Genomic DNA, 19,582 nt, shown 5'->3' with positions numbered 1-19,582 from the left:
GGATGATCAGATTAACAGGTGTAAATAAGTATTACAATAGAAAAAAGAATAATGAAATACACGTAATAAATGAAACCTCCATTGAATTGGCAGATAAGGGGCTGGTGACCTTTCTGGGACATTCCGGATGTGGTAAAACCACCTTGCTTAATGCCATCGGCGGTCTGGATAAGGTAGACAGCGGCGAAATTCTCATTGACGGAGAGAGAATGACTACACGGTCGGAGGGCAAGAAGGATGAGCTTCGTAACGCCTGTGTAGGCTATATTTTTCAGAACTATAATTTGATAGAGGACGAAACCGTTTTCAATAATGTGGCGTTGGTACTGCGGATGATGGGTATTCGGGACAAAGCCGAGATAGAGCGCAGAGTAATGTACATTCTGAAGCGGGTAGGAATCGACAGATACAGAAACCGTCCGGCAAAGATGCTTTCCGGCGGTGAACGCCAACGGGTTGGCATTGCCAGAGCGATTGTAAAAAATCCGAAGATCATCATCGCCGATGAACCGACAGGAAATCTGGATAGTCGTAATACCATAGAGATTATGAATATCATCAAAGCGATTTCCCGGGAAAAGCTGGTAATTTTGGTTACCCATGAGAGAGAAATTGCGGAGTTTTATGCGTCTCGTATTGTTGAGATTGTAGACGGTAAGATTATCAGCGACAGAGAAAACATCCACGATGAGGAGCTTGATTACAGGCTGGAGAATAAAATTTATCTGCAGGATCTTCCGATACAGCAGGAGCTTGACGGAGAAGGCGTCAAGGTAAAATATTATAGCGATCGGGAAGACCTTCCCGAAATCAAGGTCGTAGTGCGGGGAGGGAATCTCTATGTAGAATTGCCTGAAGGACTGCATCAGGGTTCTGACGCGGTAGAATTGGTAGACGGCCACTATCAGAAGATATCAAAGGATATCTACGAGGAATACGAGTTTGATTACGATAAGCAGGTGGATCAGAGTTTTACACCGAAATATACTTCTATCTATACGCTGCCGTCGATGCTTGCCAATGGATATAAGAAGATATTTTCCTATTCCCTGATCAAAAAAATTCTGCTGGCGGGATTTGTGCTGGCCTCCATGTTCTCCATTTACGCGGTGAGCAATATAGCGGGCATTACGAATATTACCGATGATAAGTTCGTTCAGGTGAATAAAAATTATCTGACCATTGAGGGCGCGAAGCTGACGCCAGAGGTTTTTCGTAAATATGAAAAAATGAAAGACATCGATTATGCATTGCCAGGCAATTCCCATGTTGCTTTTCTCTTTCCGCTGGACGATTATTACCAGTCTTCTGGCGGAGCCGTTAACCTGGAGGGTTCCCTGGCAGATAGAAGCATGGTCAATGAGGACGCGTTGATTGCCGGAAAAGCGGCAAAAAAGGAGCGTGAGATAGTCATCGACAGGATGACGGCAGACTCTTTGTTCAGCGAGGGAACGTCGGGAATGATCGGCGTGAACTCTTATGGAGATCTGATCGGAAGAAAAGCTGAGTTGCCGAGATTAGGAGAATTCACCATTACCGGTATTACAGAACAGAACAGTCCGTCTATCTATGTTAAAGGAGACCTGATGTTGGATATTCTGATGAATCAGCCAATGCAGGAGGAAGCGGATGATTCCGCAGTCAACGATCCGGTTAGCTACGCGCTGGCTGCTGAGGATCCGGATATAGAGATTACCGGAGGCAGTGCGCCTGCGTCTGTGGGAGAAGCTTTGATCAGTGAAGATTATAGGTATGAAGCAGCCATCGGCTCGAAGCTGGACCTGCGTGTAAACGGGAAAAAGCTCACTGTATGCGGGTACTATAACGATAAGCGGCAGAGAAACGACGTCTTTGTCAGTGAGGAAACCGCTAAGATCGCGTATTTGGAAAAGGAAAACAGTTTGACGCTGTCCCCATCGGATAAGGCTGCAGCTTATGAAACCCTTTCTTCAAAAAATGTTAAAGTGACGGATAATTATGAGACAGATCGTCAGGCCTATATCGATAGCATTACCAAGCAGATTTTGGCCACGATACTCGTATCGGGAATTATACTTCTCATCTCTCTGATCGAGATGTATCTGATGCTCCGATCCTCCTTCCTGTCAAGAGTTAAGGAGGTAGGCGTGCTGCGTGCTATCGGATTGAAGAAGAAGGATATCTATAAGATGTTCATGGGTGAGATTATCGCGCTGACGACATTGACTACACTGCCGGGTATGGCTGTTATGGCCTATATTTTAAACGGTATATCTAAAATTCCGATGATTGGCGGACAGTATCTGATGAATCCTGTAGTATTCATGGTGAGTATGCTTCTGGTATTCGGATTTAATATGCTGGCCGGATTATTGCCGGTAGCAAATACGATGAGAAAAACACCGGCGGAGATTTTGAGCCGAAACGATGTGAATTAAGAGTTCCTATATATCATAATGCAAGGAGCCGCCTGCTCAGGTGTATGAGTCAGCCGGCTCCTTTTCGCATTGTGATATATAGTATGGATTAGAATAAATGATTTATAAATATAGTCGCCGGTCAGCCTGTGCAGCCTTTGCACTCGTCTGCCGTTTGCTGTGTAGATTACTGATTTAGAAAGTGCATTTGCTGGTATTTTTCCAGATGCCGTTTTTCTCAGCCTGTTTAATCAGATCCTCTCGGAAATCTGGATGAGCGATATTGATTAACAGCTCTGCTCTTTCCCAGGTGGACTTACCCTTCAGGTTAGCCGCGCCATATTCGGTAACGATGAAGTTAGTAGCGGTTCTCGGCGTAGTGACGATAGCGCCCGGGGTCAGAATCGGCGCGATCAGTGATTCCTTGGTGCCGTCCTTCATTGTTCTGGTGGAAGGCGTGCAGATAAAGCTTTTGCCGCCTTTTGACAGGAACGCTCCCATAACAAAGTCTAACTGACCGCCGGTACCGCTGATCTGCTGGTGTCCCGCGGATTCAGAACAGATTTGACCGTAGAGGTCAACCTGAATACAGCTGTTAACGGATACAAAGTTGTCGATGCTGGCAACGATGTTTACGTTATTTACGTAATTAACCGGCGCTGTGCAGCAAATTGGATTATCATCGATGAAGTCGTACAGCTTCTTGGTACCGCCCGCGAAGGTGTAGAGCGCTTTGCCTTTGTCTACCGGCTTGTTGCCGGTCAGCTTGCCTGCCTCGAACAGGTCTACATAGGCGTCCACGAACATTTCGGTATGCGCGTTGATATTTCTCACATCGGAATCTGCCAGCATCTGTCCGATGCAGTTAGGCAGACTGCCGATTCCCAGCTGCAATGTGCTGTGGCTGCCGATCTGTTCTACTACATGCTTGGCGATTTGCTTATCGATATCGGACGCGGGCTTAGTTGCCAGCTCCGGCATAGAAGGATTGCTTCCTTCTACGATATAGTCGATACCGTATAAATTCAGCTGGGTCTGATGGCCGTGGGCAATCGGCATATTTTCATTAACCTCAACGATAACCTTCTTTGCGGCTTTGATAACGCCCCACATATCGGCTACCTGCGGTCCGAGATTGAAGTTGCCGTGACTGTCCATCGGCGCTACCTGAAAGAACGCAATGTCGATTTCGTTCTGGTTATTATACCAATAATATGGCAGCTCATTGAACAGCATCGGAATATACCAGCAGCGGCCATCCTTGCACATCTGACGGTCGAAAGCGCTGAAATGAGCTGACGCGAATTTCACTTGATCATTAGAGGTCGTAGCCTGATAAACCTTGAAAGGCGCTTTTCTGATGGCCACGGTACTGATAATTTCAATACCCTTTAGCTCATCGGCTCTCTTTGCCAGCGCCTCGTCTATATCTACGACAGAGCCGCAGCCCAGTCCGAAATGGATTCTGCTGCCGGGCTCAACCATTGCGGCAGCCTGGTCTGCGGTAATCAATTTCTTCTTATACTCTTCTGCGAGATTTGAAACTTTATACATAATCTCCTCCTGTTTATGTATGATAGAATACTTGCAATTTTGTTCGAGAAAGTAACCCTACTGATTTTGTCCTATGCTAATCCTACGTTCAGTTTGCTCAGTTTGTTTACTTTTTAACAATTACTCCTACATTTTACTACATTAGCAGAGAGTATTCAACCTTAATTTTGGAAATTGTTAAAAAAATATCTAGCCTGTTGTATAAATTACACACTTCACAATATGTACGCATGCGGGCTGTAGTTCATGATTTATATGATAGCTGTGATGGATATGATGGATATGATGGATACGATGGATACGATGCGCGCAGGTATTTGCTTGTTTTTGGGGGTAAGTTGCGCGCACCCACTAAAAAACGCAGCTTTTTGCTTACTTTTTTTCAGGATGTTGCGCAAACGAAGAAATTGCACCGGATTTTTTGTTATTTTTGATAAAATATGGTAAAATATAATAGAATTTAGGAGATAATTGGGCATGTCGCGCAACAAACAACAAAAAAATCTCAGAAACCTGCGTTTTTTCATGAACTAACGCAACATAAAACAAAAGTATGATGAAAAGCTGCGCAGCGGCTTTTATAATCTTATTCTCAGATTAGGAAACGCTGCGGGACCGCAATAGTGGGATTTATTTTCCCGTTGAATTTTATCAGGAAGCGTGGTATGATAAATAATGTGAAAAGTTCATATGTCTCCGTAGTTAAATGGATATAACAGTGCTCTCCTAAGCGGTAGATGGTTCGAGTCTAAATTAGGAATAAACTTCATATTTTTTGTATAAGTCCCAGTAGCTCAGTTGGATAGAGCACACGCCTCCTAAGCGTGGGGTCGGAGGTTCAAGTCCTCTCTGGGACGCCAGAAACAATGCTGCAAGCCTTTATTTTCAAGGGTTTGCAGCTTTTTTAATATGCTGCGGAGCTTAGACCCAAAACCATCATACACTTTATTTTGGTTGCTGATTGTTTATACGGTGTTGTGAATATCTTGCTAATTGGAAACGAACCGAAATCCAGGTCTTGCTAATAAAAATCGTCTTTTTGCTAATTGGAGCTTTCAGACCGCTTTTTGTCCTGCAATCAATGCCGCCAAGGCACTTGCCAGTTCCGGCGATTTTTGAAGCTGTTCAATCAATGCGGCCAGGTCTACAGTCTGTGCCTGGGGCTGCTCCTGGGGAGGTTTTACATTCCTCAAATCAGGATTGGCATAAAAAGCACTCTCAAATTTCTGTGCATTGATCTTGCGGTCCTCGTCCAAAATATGAGCATAAACCTTAGTAATCATGTCGATCTCCGCGTGTCCTGTATCGCCCTGTGTGGCCTTCAGATCGCCGTGGTTGAGCTTTAACTTATAGGTCGTACTGGAATGCCTCAAAGAGTGAAATACAACGTTAGGGAGCCCTGCTTTCTCCTTCAGCAAGGAGAATTCCTTTTCAATGATCCTGTTCTCACATGGACGGCCGTTTGGCAGAGCAACAACCAAATCGAAATCCTGGTATTCATCACCGAGGAAACATTTCAATTCTTCCTGGGCTTTTTTCCACTCACGGAGAATGTAGGCAACGGTCTTTGGCAGCCATACCTTTCTTTCACTGGATTTTGTCTTAGGCTTTTTCAAAATCAGGCGGGTGCTGGTATTCGGCATAAGCGGGGTGAAAATATAGAAGATGTCTTTCTCGCCGAGCATTTCAATCGCCTGCTTGGAGGCCCGCGTCAGTTCTGCTTCTATGTAGACATAGGCATTGTCCGCGGCGATATTTTCATCCTCAATATGAACATTCTTCCAGGCCAGACCAAGAATCTCACCCATCCGCAGAGAACACGCAAAAGCAAGGTTCATAGCTACATACAGTTTACTGTCGGTGCATTGATCCAATGCAGTGCGGATTGTTTCTGCGTCCCAAATATCACGCTTCTTGTACTCTGTTTTCGGAAGGACCGTATTTTCAAACGGGTTCTTTCCAATTAACTCCCAGCGTACCGCCTGTTTGAAAGCACAGCGGAGCAGTTTAATGACCTTTTCAATGGTCTGGTTCGTAACAAATTCTGTCCTGGCTTTACGGTTTTTCCTTGATACGGAAGGCGTCTTTTGAAGCGTCTGAATGTATTTATCTACCACACGGGGAGTAATCGCCTGTACTTCCATATCCCCGATAATCGGATTGATATAGTTGGCAATCAGGGCTGTTTGGCTGTCATACATAGATACACCCCATTTTTTCTCTCCATAGGTAGAAACAAAGTCATACAGAAAATCAGATACTTTCTGATTGCTTGGAGGAAGGAAGGTGCCATTGTTTTGCTGGTTCTCAACCTCTGCTTTCCGTTTCAGTGCTTCTTTGTGGGTATGCCAGGTTTCCCACTTTTGTTTTGTTTCTCCGTTTTCATCCACGTAATTGTAGACAACGGAATAGGATTTTTTACGTTTGATTATGGATGCCATACTGATCTTCCTTTCTTAACTAAAACGACTGAGCGTCTAACCACTCGTCAAATGATTTTTTGGAAACTCGTATGGCATGTCCGATTCTAACGGTTTTGAAATGCCCTTCTTTTACAAGGCTGTAGGCAGAGGTTCTGCCAATGTTCAACATGGCGGCAATATCCTCAACCTTATAGGTCCGTTGTTCAAAAGCATTTCTTGGTACACTCTTTTCAGACGGGTTCATTAGACCTCCTTTCCGCAGACTGTAAAACAGTGTACCGGACATAACTTCCTAACACTATTCTACCGCGCAGGGGGGCGGTTTGTCTGCTGCTAATTGAAAAATTTACGATTTATCCATAATCGAAAGTGGAACTGAAAGGATTATCAAAACCACATGAATAGGTCGGATCTGCGCTATGAAAGTCACAGATCCGGCCCATTGTATCTGATTTCGATTTTGATTGCCGTATTTGCCACGCCCCCCGGCAAGCCCTGAATATCAGGACGGGGCTGTTATAGGCTGCGGATAGCGTCGCCGCATCATAGTCCCGCATACGCCGCCGCTTTGCCAGAGCAGGCGCACGCCGCAGGAACTCTCCCCAAGTCTTTAGGGAGCCGTGAAGAAGTACCATTGTGATCTGCACCGTCATCGCGCCCGACCTGCCACAGCCGGTTTCGTGGGTTGCGTTTATCGCTCGGACAGCCTCAATTCATCACCTCCTGGCTGCCTGTCATCGCGCCGCCCCATCTGCCGCTCGGAACACAGAATGAAGTGCCTGTAACAGCGTATATTCAGTTGTCAAGGAGCAAGCGAGGGGCGTGGCAGTTATGACAGTATTTTAGTTGGGGCGGGCCGGAGCTGTGCTGCCGGCCACACCCGTCAGGCTTGTCCCGCCGAATATGTCCCTCTATTATTCAGTACATTTTTCGGGGCAAAGTTGCCGTCTGTTAGAAAATTTCTTTGAAATATTTTTCCAGGCGGCGCAATCCAGCTTCGATAGAACGAGTAATCCGGCTTTTGTGCGTTCCCTCTGCTTTGGCAATGTCTGCTTTGCTCATACCAAGGAAGAAATGTGCGTAAATCCGCTGGCGCTGTTTCTCCGGCAGCATGGCAAGCCCTTTGTAGAGGGATTCTGTCATTTGACGCTGTTCCAGAATTTCTTCTGGGCTAATCGGCTTTTGCAATATCTCACGTTCAATACCTTCATCACGATCCAGAGAGTAAAATGCTTTGTAGCGGTATGTACGAATCCGATATGCTTCTTCCAACAGCATATATTCACGAAGAAGCAGCGCTACCTCGTCCGGCACTTCAACAATAACGTCCTGCGTATAAAACGGGTAGTAATCCCGCAGATTGATTTCTTTCATGGGTAATTCCTCCAATTTCGATTTTTAGGTTGGTAAGCAAAATCAAAATCAGAGGGTGGGGAGCGGCAGCGCGGATAACCCTTGTTGTAACAGCCGCTTATATAAGAAATGCGCGCCCATCGAAAATTGGGCGCGCAGGAAAATGTATGATATAGAAATTCCTCAAATGCGGTCAAACTTAAAAACGCCGCAATCCACACCACATGGATTACGGCGCATAAAGCTCTATACGCAAAATAACCTTTCTGTTGAATATTCCCCTTTGGCAGCATTTATCAGCCCTCCCCGAAAAGGAAGCGCAGAAGGCTTGTCCTTCATCAGCCTCCTTTTGGGGAAATTATATAGGGTTAAATGCTATGTTCTTTCCTGAACCATCATAGTTTTGGCATGGCAGATATAAAATACTGCAAGAGGTATGGTGTTTTCTTATGTTGAAAAGCATAGGGAAATCATAGACAGTTACGCGGAGAAAGGCTTTCGATATATCGTTTTGTCCCTACGGAAGTAGGGGCAAACGGCTGCATCAGAAAGATCGACTTGATTTTTGAAAAGTAGAAAACGCGGTGACTTTGATTTTGTCAAAGTCACCGCAAAGACGTATTTGATGCTATTTATGGTTATCATCAATCAGAGCCATTAAAGAAGTTCGCAAGTGAACGGAATATATTGTCCGTTGCTTCTGCAAGACTATCAAAAAAATTGTCTTTTGCTTCCACTAAATTCTCAATAACAATGTCTGTGTCATATGCTAAATCTCTGCATGTATTGGAACAACCCGTCATTAGCATAAGGCATACCAAACACAGGAAAAGTGATAAATATTTTTTCATTTGATTTATCTCCGTTTGGAAGGGCCCCTGAACTACTGGTTATAATGCTGCTGAACCTCAGCAGGCAATTCCTCGTATTTCACTTCCGCCCAGGTCACCACACCCCGAATAAAATTGACTTTCAGACATAGGAACGCATCATCGGTCAAAATACGGCTTGTTTCAAACACAACGTCCTTTTCATTTCCGTTCTCATCGTAGGCCGCCAGTGTGTATTTATAATTCATTGCTCCATGCGGAGCGATTTCCTGTACCCATCTGTTATCTATTTGCGTATAGTAATCGTCATTTTGGGTCGCAAGAAAAGCGACCCCCATGCAGACGACAACTAATATTGCTGCAATAATGCCTACTACAACTTTTTTTGATTTCATTAAAAAATCCTCCTATGAAATTTCTTTTTCTTTGCTGCCCATTTTTACAAAGAGCAGAATTGAGGCAAAAATAATACCCAATACAATCATCGCTTTTTTCATAACTGGCTACCTCGCACTATGATTTCTTTTTTGAACCGTTTTCCCAGAATTTTTCTTCTTTTTCTTTGCGGCGGTTACTTCACGATTTTTTGCTGTGAAAACGATAATGAATGTCACGGCCAGTATAAACAGGATAGATGCTACGCTCAACAAGATGTTTCCTGTTGGATCACTGCTTCCATCCTGATAACCAATTACGGTAAGGCCTGCTGTAATAGGATATAGATCACGCAGGCCGTGGCCGGAGGCCATCATTCCCACAAAACCATAAAAGAAAGCAAAGCCAACACCGGCCATAAAGCTGCCGCTTCTTTGAGCAGTAAAGGCAATAACAGGCATGACCGCAATATAGGAAATCATATTGATCCCGATCATCTGAAAAAGCACCTGTACCATACCGCCGATAGAAAATCCGGGAAATCCGCTGGCAAAGAAAACAATGAGTGTGAACAGGAATTCGATAACGGAAAGCGCTGCCGCCATACATCCAACAGCAATCAGTTTTCCAATCAGCATTTTCCGAAAGGAAACAGGGATTGTGAGAATATTTTTCAGCGTGTCGTCTGTACGCTCCCGGTCAATGATATATCCGGCGATCAATGCGATTGTTGCAGGATATATCAGAACTAAATTGTTCCAAATTACGCTGGAAGAAAAGTTCATGAGCGTATGGGTCGCCCCGTCAGAGGCTGTTGCCATAAACCGGGCAAGCAGCACGACAGTAAACATCGTTGCTACGCCGATCCAGATTACGGAGTACCGCTTCATTTTGCTAAATTCTGTTTTTATAATACTTACCATTTTTTCTCACCTCAACTTTCGCGTTTGCTATAAATTCTGACAATCGCCAGATAAGACAGCACCCCAATAATAACGACGGTTAATGCAACAAGCCACAGAGGTAAAAAATACGGTTCCATTACAGAATAAGCCGGGGTTCCGGGATCAACAAACCGCACCGCCTGCCAACGGTAAATAATAGGTGCTGGCATGATGTTTGTGATCATTTTCATCATTGGGTCTGTTGTGGCAAATAGTCCTCCATACGCAAGCATAAAGTCGAACATTGTATAAAAAAAGGTTAGAATAACCGAAAATATATAGGAGCGGTTAAATCCGACAATCGCAATGACAACCGGCAAAATACTTGTTGTGTAAAGCAATGCTGTGATAATTGCAATCCCAAAGTTTTCCCCAATATTTGTCAACTCGCTTCCGGCAATCAGGCCGCCAACCATTGACGAAACCATGGTGGCAAAGGCAAAGATCAGTCCCAAAATATAAAGCACAGCGATTTTTGCGGTAGCAATCTTAGCTGGGGAGGTAGGGATAATGCGTAGGTTTTTCAAAGTATCGTTATCCCGTTCCATAAAAAATAGCATGGCCGCAATGATACCTAAAACCGCCGGAAGCATGATGGGAATACCCATAGTAACCAGCAAGCCAAAAACTGCTTCAAAGCCGGTAAAGTTACCCATGCTTCCAGCCAGTACAAGAGCCGTAAACGGAATTGGGAACAGAAGTGCGGCGAAAATCACAAATGATACAAAGTGTTTCCGCTTTAACTTCCGCATCTCGCATTGGATCAGTTTAAGCAATCCCCTCACCCCCTGTAATTCTCTTGAAGTAATCCTCCAAAGTATCCTCGCAGAGATGGGCTTCCCAAACGTCAATGCCAGCTTCAATAAATGTGCGGTTAATTCTCGCTACAGGCAGGGCCGTATCATAAAGATACAAATTATTGTCATCCATAAGCTGGATGTTTTTGCTCTGAAATGTTGTGGCAATAATCTGTGCAGCCTTTTGTGCATCCGATACGCAAAAATGGATGTACTTCGCGTTTTTACTCTCCAGCGCTTTTAGGCTTTCTTCCTCCAGCAAATTACCGTGGTCGATAATTCCAACATCATCAGCCAACAGGGAAATTTCCGAAAGGATGTGGCTGGAAATCAAGATCGTTTTTCCTGTGGCATCGCACAATTCCCGGATAAAATCGCGCACCTCTGCAATACCGATGGGGTCAAGGCCGTTGATCGGTTCATCCAAAATCAACAGTTCGGGATTGTGCATGACGGCCAATGCAATAGCTAAACGCTGCTTCATACCGAGAGAATATTGCGAAAATAATTTCTTGTCCCGGTAAGGCAGGTTGACAACTTCCAAAGCATTTTTGATGTATTGCGGGCTTTTCAATCCCCGCAGGTCGGCAAAAATTTTCAGGTTTTCCGTTCCTGTCAAATTGGGATAAAAACCCGGTGACTCGATCAGACAGCCAATTCGGGGCAGGATTTCCTTTTCATTGCCATGAATTGGCTTACCGAAAATCTCCACTTCACCGGACGTGGGAGCTGTCAGTCCCAGCAGCATCCGCATGGTCGTTGTCTTGCCTGCACCATTGCGTCCCAGAAGTCCATAGATACGACCTTTTTTTACATGAATATTCAGATGGGAAACGCTGTTCTGATTTCCGTATTTTTTCGTCAGATCATGCGTTTCAATAATGTAATCACTCATATAGCTTGCGCCTCCTTTTTGTTTTCGTAATCAGCATAGCACATCAACTTTGAGATAACTTTGAGCCAACTTTGAATTTACTTTGAGATTTCAAGGCCAGAATAGTCAATCTGTCCATCTTGCGGTATAATATAAACAGAAAAAAGGTGGTGACTTATGAACGATAGAATGATTCTTGTGGTAGACGATGAAACTGAGCTGTTGGAAATGGTGAGATCCATTTTTATGAGAGCCGGCTTTACGCAAGTGTTGACGGCATCCTCTGGTGAAGCTGCTCTGAAAGTATGTAAAGAGAAGCAGCCGGATATGGTGATCCTTGATGTTATGATGCCAGGCATGGATGGATTTGCCACACTAAAAGAATTGCGAAAGATAAGCAAAATCCCGGTTCTCATGCTGACAGCTCGCGGTGAAGCGGAGGACAAATTTGCGGGTTTTGAAAATGGAGCGGACGATTACCTGTTGAAACCATTTCTGCCGAAGGAATTATTATTCCGAGTGCAGGCCATATTGAAGCGGGCCTATCCTGAGAAGGATCGCAAAGTGTTCTTTGATACAGCAACCGTTGATTTGGAAAAAGCAATGGTTCAACGAAATGGCGAAAGTATCTCACTGACGGCCAAGGAGTTCCAACTTTTTGAAAAGCTGTATGAAAACGCAGGCCGAATCGTTACTACCGGCGCACTGTGTCAGGCGATTTGCGGCGACTTCTGGCAGGGATATGAGAGTACGTTAGCAACCCATATCCGGCATTTGAGGGAAAAGATTGAAGAAAATCCCTCAAAGCCGATTGCCCTTGTGACGATTAAGGGGATCGGGTACCGCCTGAATATTAAGGGGGCGCAGACGTGAACACATCAGAACGATTTTTTCGCCGCTATATATTTTCCACAGTTAGGATTATAGTTCTTTTTCTGGCTGTCAATGCACTGTTAGTAGCTTCCTATTTTGTAATAGCTTATTTAGGTAATGTAGCAACATCCAAATTTCCAATCGAGGATTTTTCAAATCATATCATGGCAACAGATGGGGAATTCAGTGCAGATACACAAGCGAAAGAAATGCTGAATAATTTTGAAGCGTGGGCTATGATCCTAGATGATGATGGCACTGTCGTTTGGGAAGAAAATCTGCCGGAAGAATTACCACGCCATTATTCCTCAATGGATATTGCCATGTTTAGTCGCTGGTATCTTGATGATTATCCGACCAATATTGCAAAACGACAGGATGGGCTTTTGGTGATCGGCTTGCCTCCAGAAAGCGTTGTGAACTACTATTTTTCTTTCAAGGCGCAATATATTTGGCCTATGCTATTCGGATTAACGGCGGTATTCTGTATCAATATTTTTTTGATGATATATTTGTTTATCCGCAATGCCCGCCGGGTAGAAAAAGCTATGGCGCCGATTTTGAGAGGCATTCGGCATCTATCAGTTGGAAAGCCTGTCCATCTGGAAGAAACCGGCGAGTTAGCAGAAATCAATGCTGGTTTGAATAAGGCCGGTGACTATTTGCTGAAAAAGGATAATACCCGTGCAGACTGGATCAGGGGAATATCCCATGATATACGCACACCGCTTTCTGTGATTTTGGGATATGCAAGCGAAATAGAAGACACTTCTTCTTTGCCGGAAGCTGTCCGAAACCAGGCTGGGATAATCCGGAGACACAGTGAACGGCTAAAAGATTTAGTGGCTGATTTGAATTTGTCAACTAAATTAGAATATTCTATGCAGCCTATGCAAAAACAAAGCCTTGACCCGATAGAGTTAGCACGTCAGGTTGTCAGTGAAGTATTGAATGATGGCCTATCAGAACTTTACGAGTTGGAATTATCAGAAGATAGTCCTGGTAAAAATATCTCGATTGTCGGGGATCAGGTTTTGCTTAGTCGGATGTTGAGTAATTTAATAAGGAATTGTATTGTCCATAATCCTAATGGATGTAAAATACAAATTTCTGTTGGCAGTAATGATGCAAGCTGTACTTTTTCCGTTATGGACAATGGGCATGGAGTAAGTGAACCACAACTAAACGCATTGAACAGTGACGAGGATATTTCCAGTACACAAAAACAGACAGATGAAGCGGAACATGGTTTGGGTCTGAAAATTGTGCGGCAGATTGTGAGAGCACATCGGGGAACAATTCAATTTTTTGATACTGTTCCTCGTGGATTGAATGTTACAGTTAAGTTACCATTAAAGTAATCCAAAAGGAAAGTAGAGAAATCGCTCTCCACTTTCCTTTTGGAAATTATAAATATTATCAGAATATCAGTTCAATCAGTCATGCAACGCAAAAATTGAAATATGTATTCGGGTACGGTTCATCCGCCAGAACATAATGCCACCACTCATTACAATAGGCTTCAAATCCGCTGCTTTCCATAATATGACGCAGACATTCACGGTTGCTTGATTCCGTTTCTGTCAGGCCGCTTGCAAAATGATGGGATCGTACATCCATAAAATCAAAATCTCCGCCCATAGGAACAAGCATACCGGTATCCAACCGATAAATCGTGAGGTCAACCGCACTTCCGCGGCTATGGCTGGACTGTGAAGCCACATATCCCTTTGTAACCATCTCATTCCTTTTTATATTTGGGTAATACCGTTTTTTCGTCAGGTTGTTCTCCGGGAGTGACGCCCAATGCAGAAAACAATCTACGGCGCACTGAGGGCGATAGCCATCCCACAGGAGCAGACCATACCCCTGCTTTCTGGCAAGTTTTTGGGCTTTGCGTAAAGCGGTTCCCAGCTCTTTGGTCCCTACAATGCGGTTCACATTATATCCATCCACCGGTTTGCCTGTGAAATTATCCCATGTGGCATATTTGGCGTCCCAACGGACACCGGGCAGCATTTCATCTAAAAAAACAAAATTCTTTTCCATGTGTTTACCTCCTGAGAGCCAGTTCAATCAAACGGTCAATGAGTTCCGAAAGGGCAAAACCTGCCGCTGTCATCATGCGGGGATAACGGCTATACGAAGTAAAACCAGGCATGGTATTCACTTCATTGAGGACAATATGCCCGTCCTCCCGTAAAAACAGGTCAATGCGGGCCAACCCTCTGCATCCAAGTGTCTGATAAATTTTCTTAGCTGTTTCCTGAATCCGTTCTCTTACCTCCGCCGGCAGGTCAGCCGGAACTTTGATCGTTGCGTTTTCAGATCCCTTTTCAGGCTGCGCTTCCTGGTGAATCTTAAAAAAGCCGTGTTTCAGGCTGATCTGATCGACCTCGCCGACAATCAAATCAGAACCATTTCCCAATACGGCGCAGCCGACCTCACTCCCGGAAACTGCCTGCTCGATCAATACTTTTCTGTCGTATTTCTTTGCTTCGTTTATCGCTGCGCATAAATCTTCCGCTTTCTCTACCTTGTTTACTCCAAAAGAAGAACCGGAGCGTGCAGGTTTCACAAAAAGAGGGAATTCAAAATCCTCTATTTCCGGGCTGTCGCCATCCTGGATAATCTGAAAATCAGGGACCTCTATACCTGCATTTTTTACAGTGGTATAGGCAAGAGACTTGTCCATGCAAATCACAGAACTTTGAATATCACAGCCAACATAAGGAATACCTGATAGTTCGAGCAGCCCCTGTATTGATCCATCTTCCCCGAATTTGCCATGAATGATCGGGAACACTACATCTATAGGCTGGGTTTCATATCCACCATCTTTTTGTATCAGCAAACCATGCGTATTTCTCCCCGGCGAAAAGACGACCGGATATTTTGCATATCGTTCCCAATCCAGGCAAGGCTTTTCGCACAGTTTCCAAACTCCGGATTTTGTGATCCCGATATAAAAAGGCTGATATTTTTTCGTATCTATGTTTGCGGCAAGCTCCATTGCAGATTTTATCGATACAGTATGTTCCTCTGAGCAGCCCCCGAACAGGACCGCAACATTTATCTTATACATTTCCAAGACTCCTTTCAAAATTCAGACAATTCCGAATTGTATTGCTCACTGTGTCAACCAACACCCGTTCCGTATGGTAGGCCGTATGCGGCGTAACAATCACATTGGGCATCCTTTGGAGGGCAGATAAGTAGGGATGGTCTAATGCCTTATGCGTGCAGTCATAATAAAAAATCCCTTCTTCGCCTTCCAGAACATCTAAGGCGGCACCTCCAATTCTCCCATCTTCCAGCGCGTCTACCAGTGCCTCGGTGTCCACTAAAGCGCCCCGCGCTGTATTGATAAGAAGCGTCCCTTTCTTCATCATTTCTAACTGTTCACGGCCAATCATATAGAGAGTATCTTCTGCCAGCGGGACATGAAGCGTAATGATGTCGCTGCTTTGTAGCAGCTCACAAAACGAAACATAGTCTGCTTCTGTCTTATGATTGCGGTCATATGCCAGCACCGTACAGCCAAATCCCTTCAAGCGTTCCATGACTGCCTGTCCGATTCGCCCGGTCCCTATCACACCAACCGTCATATCCCGCAGTTCCTTCCCACGAAGGTTATTCAGACAATAATTCTGTCTTTCTGCCCTGTGTATCACGGATTTTGTTCCACGCATCAGCATAAGCATCAACATAATGGCATAGTCGGCGACACTCCCCGGTGAGTATGCTACCGTGCCGATGGTCATTCCCATTTTCCCAGCCGCCTGTATATCAATGTGGTTAAATCCGATACTCCGGGTGCAGATATATTTTACGCCGGCGTTTTTCAGCTCAAAAAGCAGAGGTTCCGATAGTTCCGCTTTATGGCTCACGCTGATACATCGGCATCCGGCGGCTAATTTTGCATTGTTTTCCGAAACGGCTTCTTTTATGAGTGAGACCGTAACACCAAATTCATAGGAAAGTTTATTGAAAACCGCCGCTTCGTCCGGCTCACATCCATAAACAGTAATATCAATCTTTTTCTTCATTGGTTCCCTCCTTAATAGCTCATTGGGTTTTTATTGCGTCATAAATATCGATACTGTCCTGATATCTACCATCCTCAGTAGACCCCATGACTGCGCAGATATAGGTGTTTCCGTTAATGACAGCAGCAGAGACGATACAGGCGCCGCCGAGGCTGCTGGTTCCTGTCTTTAGGCCAATCACTTCAGGCAGGTAATATTGGCTGTCTGGATTGAGAAGTTCATTTGTATTGTTGTAAGTAACCTCCCGACCATTCGGCCATCTTTCATAAGACGAATCGCTTGCCACGATCTCTGAAATATAAGGGTTATCTAAACATGCCTTTGCAATAACGGCGAGATCATATGCCGTAGTATACTGCCCATCGGCGTCATATCCATCCGGGACTACAAAATTCGAGTTTTCTGCACCAAGCGATTTTGCCTTTTGATTTACTTTATCCATGAACACATCAATGGCCTGCGCATTTGACAGCCCCATATCTCCGGCAATTTCCTTTCCGGCATTGACCGCAAGCGTATACGCCGCGTCATTGCCGGAAGGAAGCATAAGGGCAACTAAGAGCTGTCTGACGGTAAGGGTATCGCCCTGCATAAGCCATGCCCTTGACGAATCATCTTGCATCATTTCAATTTCTGCGCCTACCCTCATTTCATCGTCCGGGGAACAGTAATCCAGCACGGTCAAGGCCGTAATCATCTTAGCTGTGCTGGCCGGCGCAATTTTGTCTGTACCGTTTTTCTGATACAATACCGTATTGGTGTCGGCATTGATTACAATAGCGTTTGCCGCCGTGATGTCCACGGAAAGGGAATTCGCAGAGTCAAGGGAGGGGGAAACCGTCTCGCTTTGTCCGCCATCCCCCAGAGAATAATCCTCATTGTTTTTGACAATCTTTTTGCCGGGGATAGGAGTTTCTTTGCCGCTTTTTATCATATTCACAATTCCGAATGCTGTAACGGCTATGAGTAAACAGAGCACAATACATACAGCCCTGTAATAACCCCTTTTTTTCTTTTTTGCTTTCCTCCGGTTCCTGTTATCGTAGTTTCCGTTATTGTTCTGATATTCCATCGTTATCCCAAACTCCTTTCTGGAAGTAAAAAAATCGCTCCACCCGATATATAGCATATCAGAATGGAGCGATTTATGTTTTCGCTTTCCTTTGCGGATAATATATGATTTTTAACGGAATTTTTTACGATTTTCCTACGAGCGGCAATGACACCTCAAAGCAGGTGAGGCCGTCCGCACTGTGGGCGGTAATCTGCCCGTGATGAAGTTCAACAATCTCCTTTGCAATGGCAAGTCCCAGGCCAGTCCCGCCCGTAGCCGAGCTTCTTGACACATCCAGGCGGTAGAACTGCTCAAATATTCTTTCTAATCGTTCCTGTGGGATTGTGTTTCCCTCGTTCATGACTTTAATCAGCGCGTGATCTTCTATTTGTTCTGCAGCTATCTTAATGCTTGTATCTGCATTACAATAGCTGACAGCGTTTCGCAGCAGGTTATCAAATACACGCTGCATCTTATTTGCATCGCACGAAACAATAATGTCTGGCTGCATTTCAAATTCCAGCTTCAGGTTTTTCCCGGTCAGCATCGGCTTAAACTCATATGCCAACTGTTCGAGCATCCTGGTCAGATTGATTTTACCGTATACAAGCGTAATATGGGAAAGGTTGAACCGTGTGATTTCAAAAAATTCGTTAATCAAATCCTCAAGGCGTTCCGCCTTATCCAGTGATACGGATAAATACCGCGTCTTAAGTTCATCGGAAATCTGGCCTTCATCCCTTAATAGTGTCAAATATCCGATCACCGATGAAAGAGGGGTTTTTAAGTCATGGGCCAGGTACATGACAAGGTCATTTTTCCTTTGTTCCGCAAGCTCGGCGTCCGACTTTCTTTTCATCAGGGTATGCCGTATGGAATTGATCTTTCTTTCCGTTGAGGCCAGTTCTGCCGGCAGAGCAATATCCTGGGCATCTTCATGCACCAGGGAGTCAATGCCACGGTTGATCTCCTTAAAGTATTTTGAAACATTGTCCACAAACATGCGAAAAATCACAAAAAACACACCCAGAACCGCCAACAGGAAAAGCCATATCTCATATCTCTTGAAGGTTCTAAGATAGACAGACACAGCCTCGTCACGGTCATAGTAGACAAAGCGTTCTAAAAATCCTACTACGGCATTTGCGAAATTTCCTTTTAAAATAAACAGATAAACAACCGCTATAATCAGAAGGGAACAAACCATCATGAGCAGCATTTTGATGGATAATCTGTTTTTGAAAAGCAAATAGTCATCTTCACATTTTGTTTTCTTTTTATTTTTCAATGGTATATCCCACTCCCCACACAGTTTTTATGAATTTCGGATTTTTGGCCCGTTCGTTCATTTTCTCTCTGAGACGTCCGATATGGGCCATAACGGTATTATTGTTATCAATGTATTTTTCGCCCCATACCGCTTCAAATAGTTCCTCCGTTGAAACAACCTTCCCCTGGTTTTCACACAGATACCAGAGAATAGAAAACTCCGTTGGCGTCAGCCCGAGTTCTTTTCCAAACAAGATACATTTGTGGCTGATCTTACTGATCGTCATCCCTCTTATATCGTATTCGTTGCGTTCATCCTCCTGTTTGAGTGATGGCTGCCTGTATCTCATATACTGTCGTAACTGCGCTTTTGCTCTGGCAACCACTTCCAGCGGATTGAACGGTTTCGTGATATAGTCGTCCGCAACGGACAGCCCCATGATTTTATCCCCATCAAGGGCTTTCGCTGTCAGCATAATCACAGGAAAATAAAATTTCTCCCGGATCTTCTGGCAAATTTGAAAGCCATCAATATCCGGGAGCATAATATCCAATATGGCTAAATCCAGAGGAACGGATTCAATGCACTTTAACGCATCCGTGCCATTATAAAATTTATAAACGGTATATCCATCGTTTTTCAGGTAGACTTCCACTAAATCGGCCAACTCTTTTTCATCATCGACCACTAGGATTTTTTCATTCATTGCATTACTCCTTACTGCTCCGATCAGTCTGTCTTTATTATTTGCCAAAATGCTGTCACATTATCAGCCTATGGTAGCATAATT

General features: G+C 44.4%; 19 protein-coding genes and 1 tRNA gene. 4 read left to right on the top strand and 16 right to left on the bottom strand.

Annotated elements, in window-relative coordinates:
• The first annotated feature begins 2 nt into the window (after positions 1 to 2).
• Entirely contained in the window at positions 3 to 2,417 is a 2,415-nt protein-coding gene (locus ACPW7J_RS14465) for an ATP-binding cassette domain-containing protein (RefSeq protein WP_425755742.1), read from the top strand.
• Between the two features lie 174 nt (positions 2,418 to 2,591).
• Here the strand turns inward: ACPW7J_RS14465 and ACPW7J_RS14460 are convergent, their stop codons facing one another.
• Complete coding sequence (locus tag ACPW7J_RS14460; protein ID WP_425755740.1) at positions 2,592 to 3,950, bottom strand: acetyl-CoA hydrolase/transferase family protein; 1,359 nt, start codon at positions 3,948 to 3,950, stop codon at positions 2,592 to 2,594.
• A 783-nt stretch (positions 3,951 to 4,733) separates the two neighbouring features.
• Here ACPW7J_RS14460 and ACPW7J_RS14455 point away from each other — a divergent pair.
• Positions 4,734 to 4,810: transfer RNA gene (locus ACPW7J_RS14455), tRNA-Arg, on the top strand.
• A gap of 195 nt (positions 4,811 to 5,005) precedes the next feature.
• On the opposite strand, the gene ACPW7J_RS14450 is transcribed toward ACPW7J_RS14455, so the two are convergent.
• The 9 genes from ACPW7J_RS14450 to ACPW7J_RS14410 form a co-directional block, all read right to left on the bottom strand.
• Complete coding sequence (locus ACPW7J_RS14450) at positions 5,006 to 6,391, bottom strand: site-specific integrase (RefSeq protein ID WP_425755738.1); 1,386 nt, start codon at positions 6,389 to 6,391, stop codon at positions 5,006 to 5,008.
• Positions 6,392 to 6,410: 19 nt separating this feature from the next.
• A complete protein-coding gene (locus ACPW7J_RS14445; RefSeq protein ID WP_425755736.1) occupies positions 6,411 to 6,617 on the bottom strand; it encodes a helix-turn-helix domain-containing protein in 207 nt (68 codons plus the stop codon).
• Between the two features lie 109 nt (positions 6,618 to 6,726).
• Positions 6,727 to 7,026: a hypothetical protein gene (locus tag ACPW7J_RS14440; RefSeq protein ID WP_425755734.1), complete on the bottom strand. Its 300-nt coding sequence runs from the start codon at positions 7,024 to 7,026 to the stop codon at positions 6,727 to 6,729.
• A 298-nt stretch (positions 7,027 to 7,324) separates the two neighbouring features.
• Complete coding sequence (locus ACPW7J_RS14435) at positions 7,325 to 7,747, bottom strand: RNA polymerase sigma factor (RefSeq protein ID WP_425755732.1); 423 nt, start codon at positions 7,745 to 7,747, stop codon at positions 7,325 to 7,327.
• A gap of 623 nt (positions 7,748 to 8,370) precedes the next feature.
• Entirely contained in the window at positions 8,371 to 8,577 is a 207-nt protein-coding gene (locus ACPW7J_RS14430) for a hypothetical protein (protein ID WP_023042872.1), read from the bottom strand.
• Between the two features lie 32 nt (positions 8,578 to 8,609).
• Complete coding sequence (locus tag ACPW7J_RS14425) at positions 8,610 to 8,951, bottom strand: YxeA family protein (RefSeq protein WP_425755730.1); 342 nt, start codon at positions 8,949 to 8,951, stop codon at positions 8,610 to 8,612.
• 108 nt (positions 8,952 to 9,059) lie between these two features.
• Positions 9,060 to 9,854, bottom strand: coding sequence for an ABC transporter permease (locus tag ACPW7J_RS14420; RefSeq protein WP_425755728.1), 795 nt, complete (start codon positions 9,852 to 9,854; stop codon positions 9,060 to 9,062).
• A gap of 11 nt (positions 9,855 to 9,865) precedes the next feature.
• A complete protein-coding gene (locus ACPW7J_RS14415; protein ID WP_425755726.1) occupies positions 9,866 to 10,651 on the bottom strand; it encodes an ABC transporter permease in 786 nt (261 codons plus the stop codon).
• Positions 10,644 to 11,567, bottom strand: coding sequence for an ABC transporter ATP-binding protein (locus ACPW7J_RS14410; RefSeq protein WP_425755724.1), 924 nt, complete (start codon positions 11,565 to 11,567; stop codon positions 10,644 to 10,646). Before ACPW7J_RS14410 ends, ACPW7J_RS14415 begins: the two co-directional genes overlap by 8 nt.
• Before the next feature lie 156 nt (positions 11,568 to 11,723).
• Between ACPW7J_RS14410 and ACPW7J_RS14405 the strand changes: the two genes are divergently transcribed.
• Entirely contained in the window at positions 11,724 to 12,419 is a 696-nt protein-coding gene (locus tag ACPW7J_RS14405) for a response regulator transcription factor (RefSeq protein WP_425755722.1), read from the top strand.
• Entirely contained in the window at positions 12,416 to 13,780 is a 1,365-nt protein-coding gene (locus tag ACPW7J_RS14400) for a sensor histidine kinase (RefSeq protein WP_425755720.1), read from the top strand. Before ACPW7J_RS14405 ends, ACPW7J_RS14400 begins: the two co-directional genes overlap by 4 nt.
• A 79-nt stretch (positions 13,781 to 13,859) precedes the next feature.
• Here the strand turns inward: ACPW7J_RS14400 and vanX are convergent, their stop codons facing one another.
• From vanX to vanR-D, 6 genes are all read right to left on the bottom strand, one after another.
• On the bottom strand, positions 13,860 to 14,468 hold the full coding sequence (gene vanX / locus ACPW7J_RS14395; protein WP_425755718.1) for a D-Ala-D-Ala dipeptidase VanX: 609 nt from the start codon (positions 14,466 to 14,468) through the stop codon (positions 13,860 to 13,862).
• Between the two features lie 4 nt (positions 14,469 to 14,472).
• Positions 14,473 to 15,504: a D-alanine--(R)-lactate ligase VanD gene (gene vanD, locus ACPW7J_RS14390; RefSeq protein WP_425755716.1), complete on the bottom strand. Its 1,032-nt coding sequence runs from the start codon at positions 15,502 to 15,504 to the stop codon at positions 14,473 to 14,475.
• The gene (gene vanH-D, locus ACPW7J_RS14385) at positions 15,497 to 16,468 is read right to left on the bottom strand and encodes a D-lactate dehydrogenase VanH-D (protein ID WP_425755714.1); all 972 of its coding nucleotides are present in this window, start codon (positions 16,466 to 16,468) and stop codon (positions 15,497 to 15,499) included. Before vanH-D ends, vanD begins: the two co-directional genes overlap by 8 nt.
• Before the next feature lie 19 nt (positions 16,469 to 16,487).
• Positions 16,488 to 17,540: a transpeptidase-like D-Ala-D-Ala carboxypeptidase VanY-D gene (gene vanY-D / locus ACPW7J_RS14380; RefSeq protein ID WP_425755712.1), complete on the bottom strand. Its 1,053-nt coding sequence runs from the start codon at positions 17,538 to 17,540 to the stop codon at positions 16,488 to 16,490.
• 124 nt (positions 17,541 to 17,664) lie between these two features.
• Positions 17,665 to 18,810, bottom strand: coding sequence for a vancomycin resistance histidine kinase VanS (gene vanS / locus ACPW7J_RS14375; protein WP_425755710.1), 1,146 nt, complete (start codon positions 18,808 to 18,810; stop codon positions 17,665 to 17,667).
• Positions 18,800 to 19,498, bottom strand: coding sequence for a vancomycin resistance response regulator transcription factor VanR-D (vanR-D, locus tag ACPW7J_RS14370; RefSeq protein WP_425755708.1), 699 nt, complete (start codon positions 19,496 to 19,498; stop codon positions 18,800 to 18,802). Before vanR-D ends, vanS begins: the two co-directional genes overlap by 11 nt.
• Positions 19,499 to 19,582: the final 84 nt, after the last annotated feature.

This window comes from Ihubacter sp. rT4E-8 (assembly GCF_049852125.1).
Classification (GTDB): Bacteria; Bacillota; Clostridia; order Peptostreptococcales; family Anaerovoracaceae; genus Senimuribacter.
The sequence above is the reverse complement of the archived record's forward strand: the minus strand, read 5'-3'. Positions and strand labels throughout refer to the sequence as shown.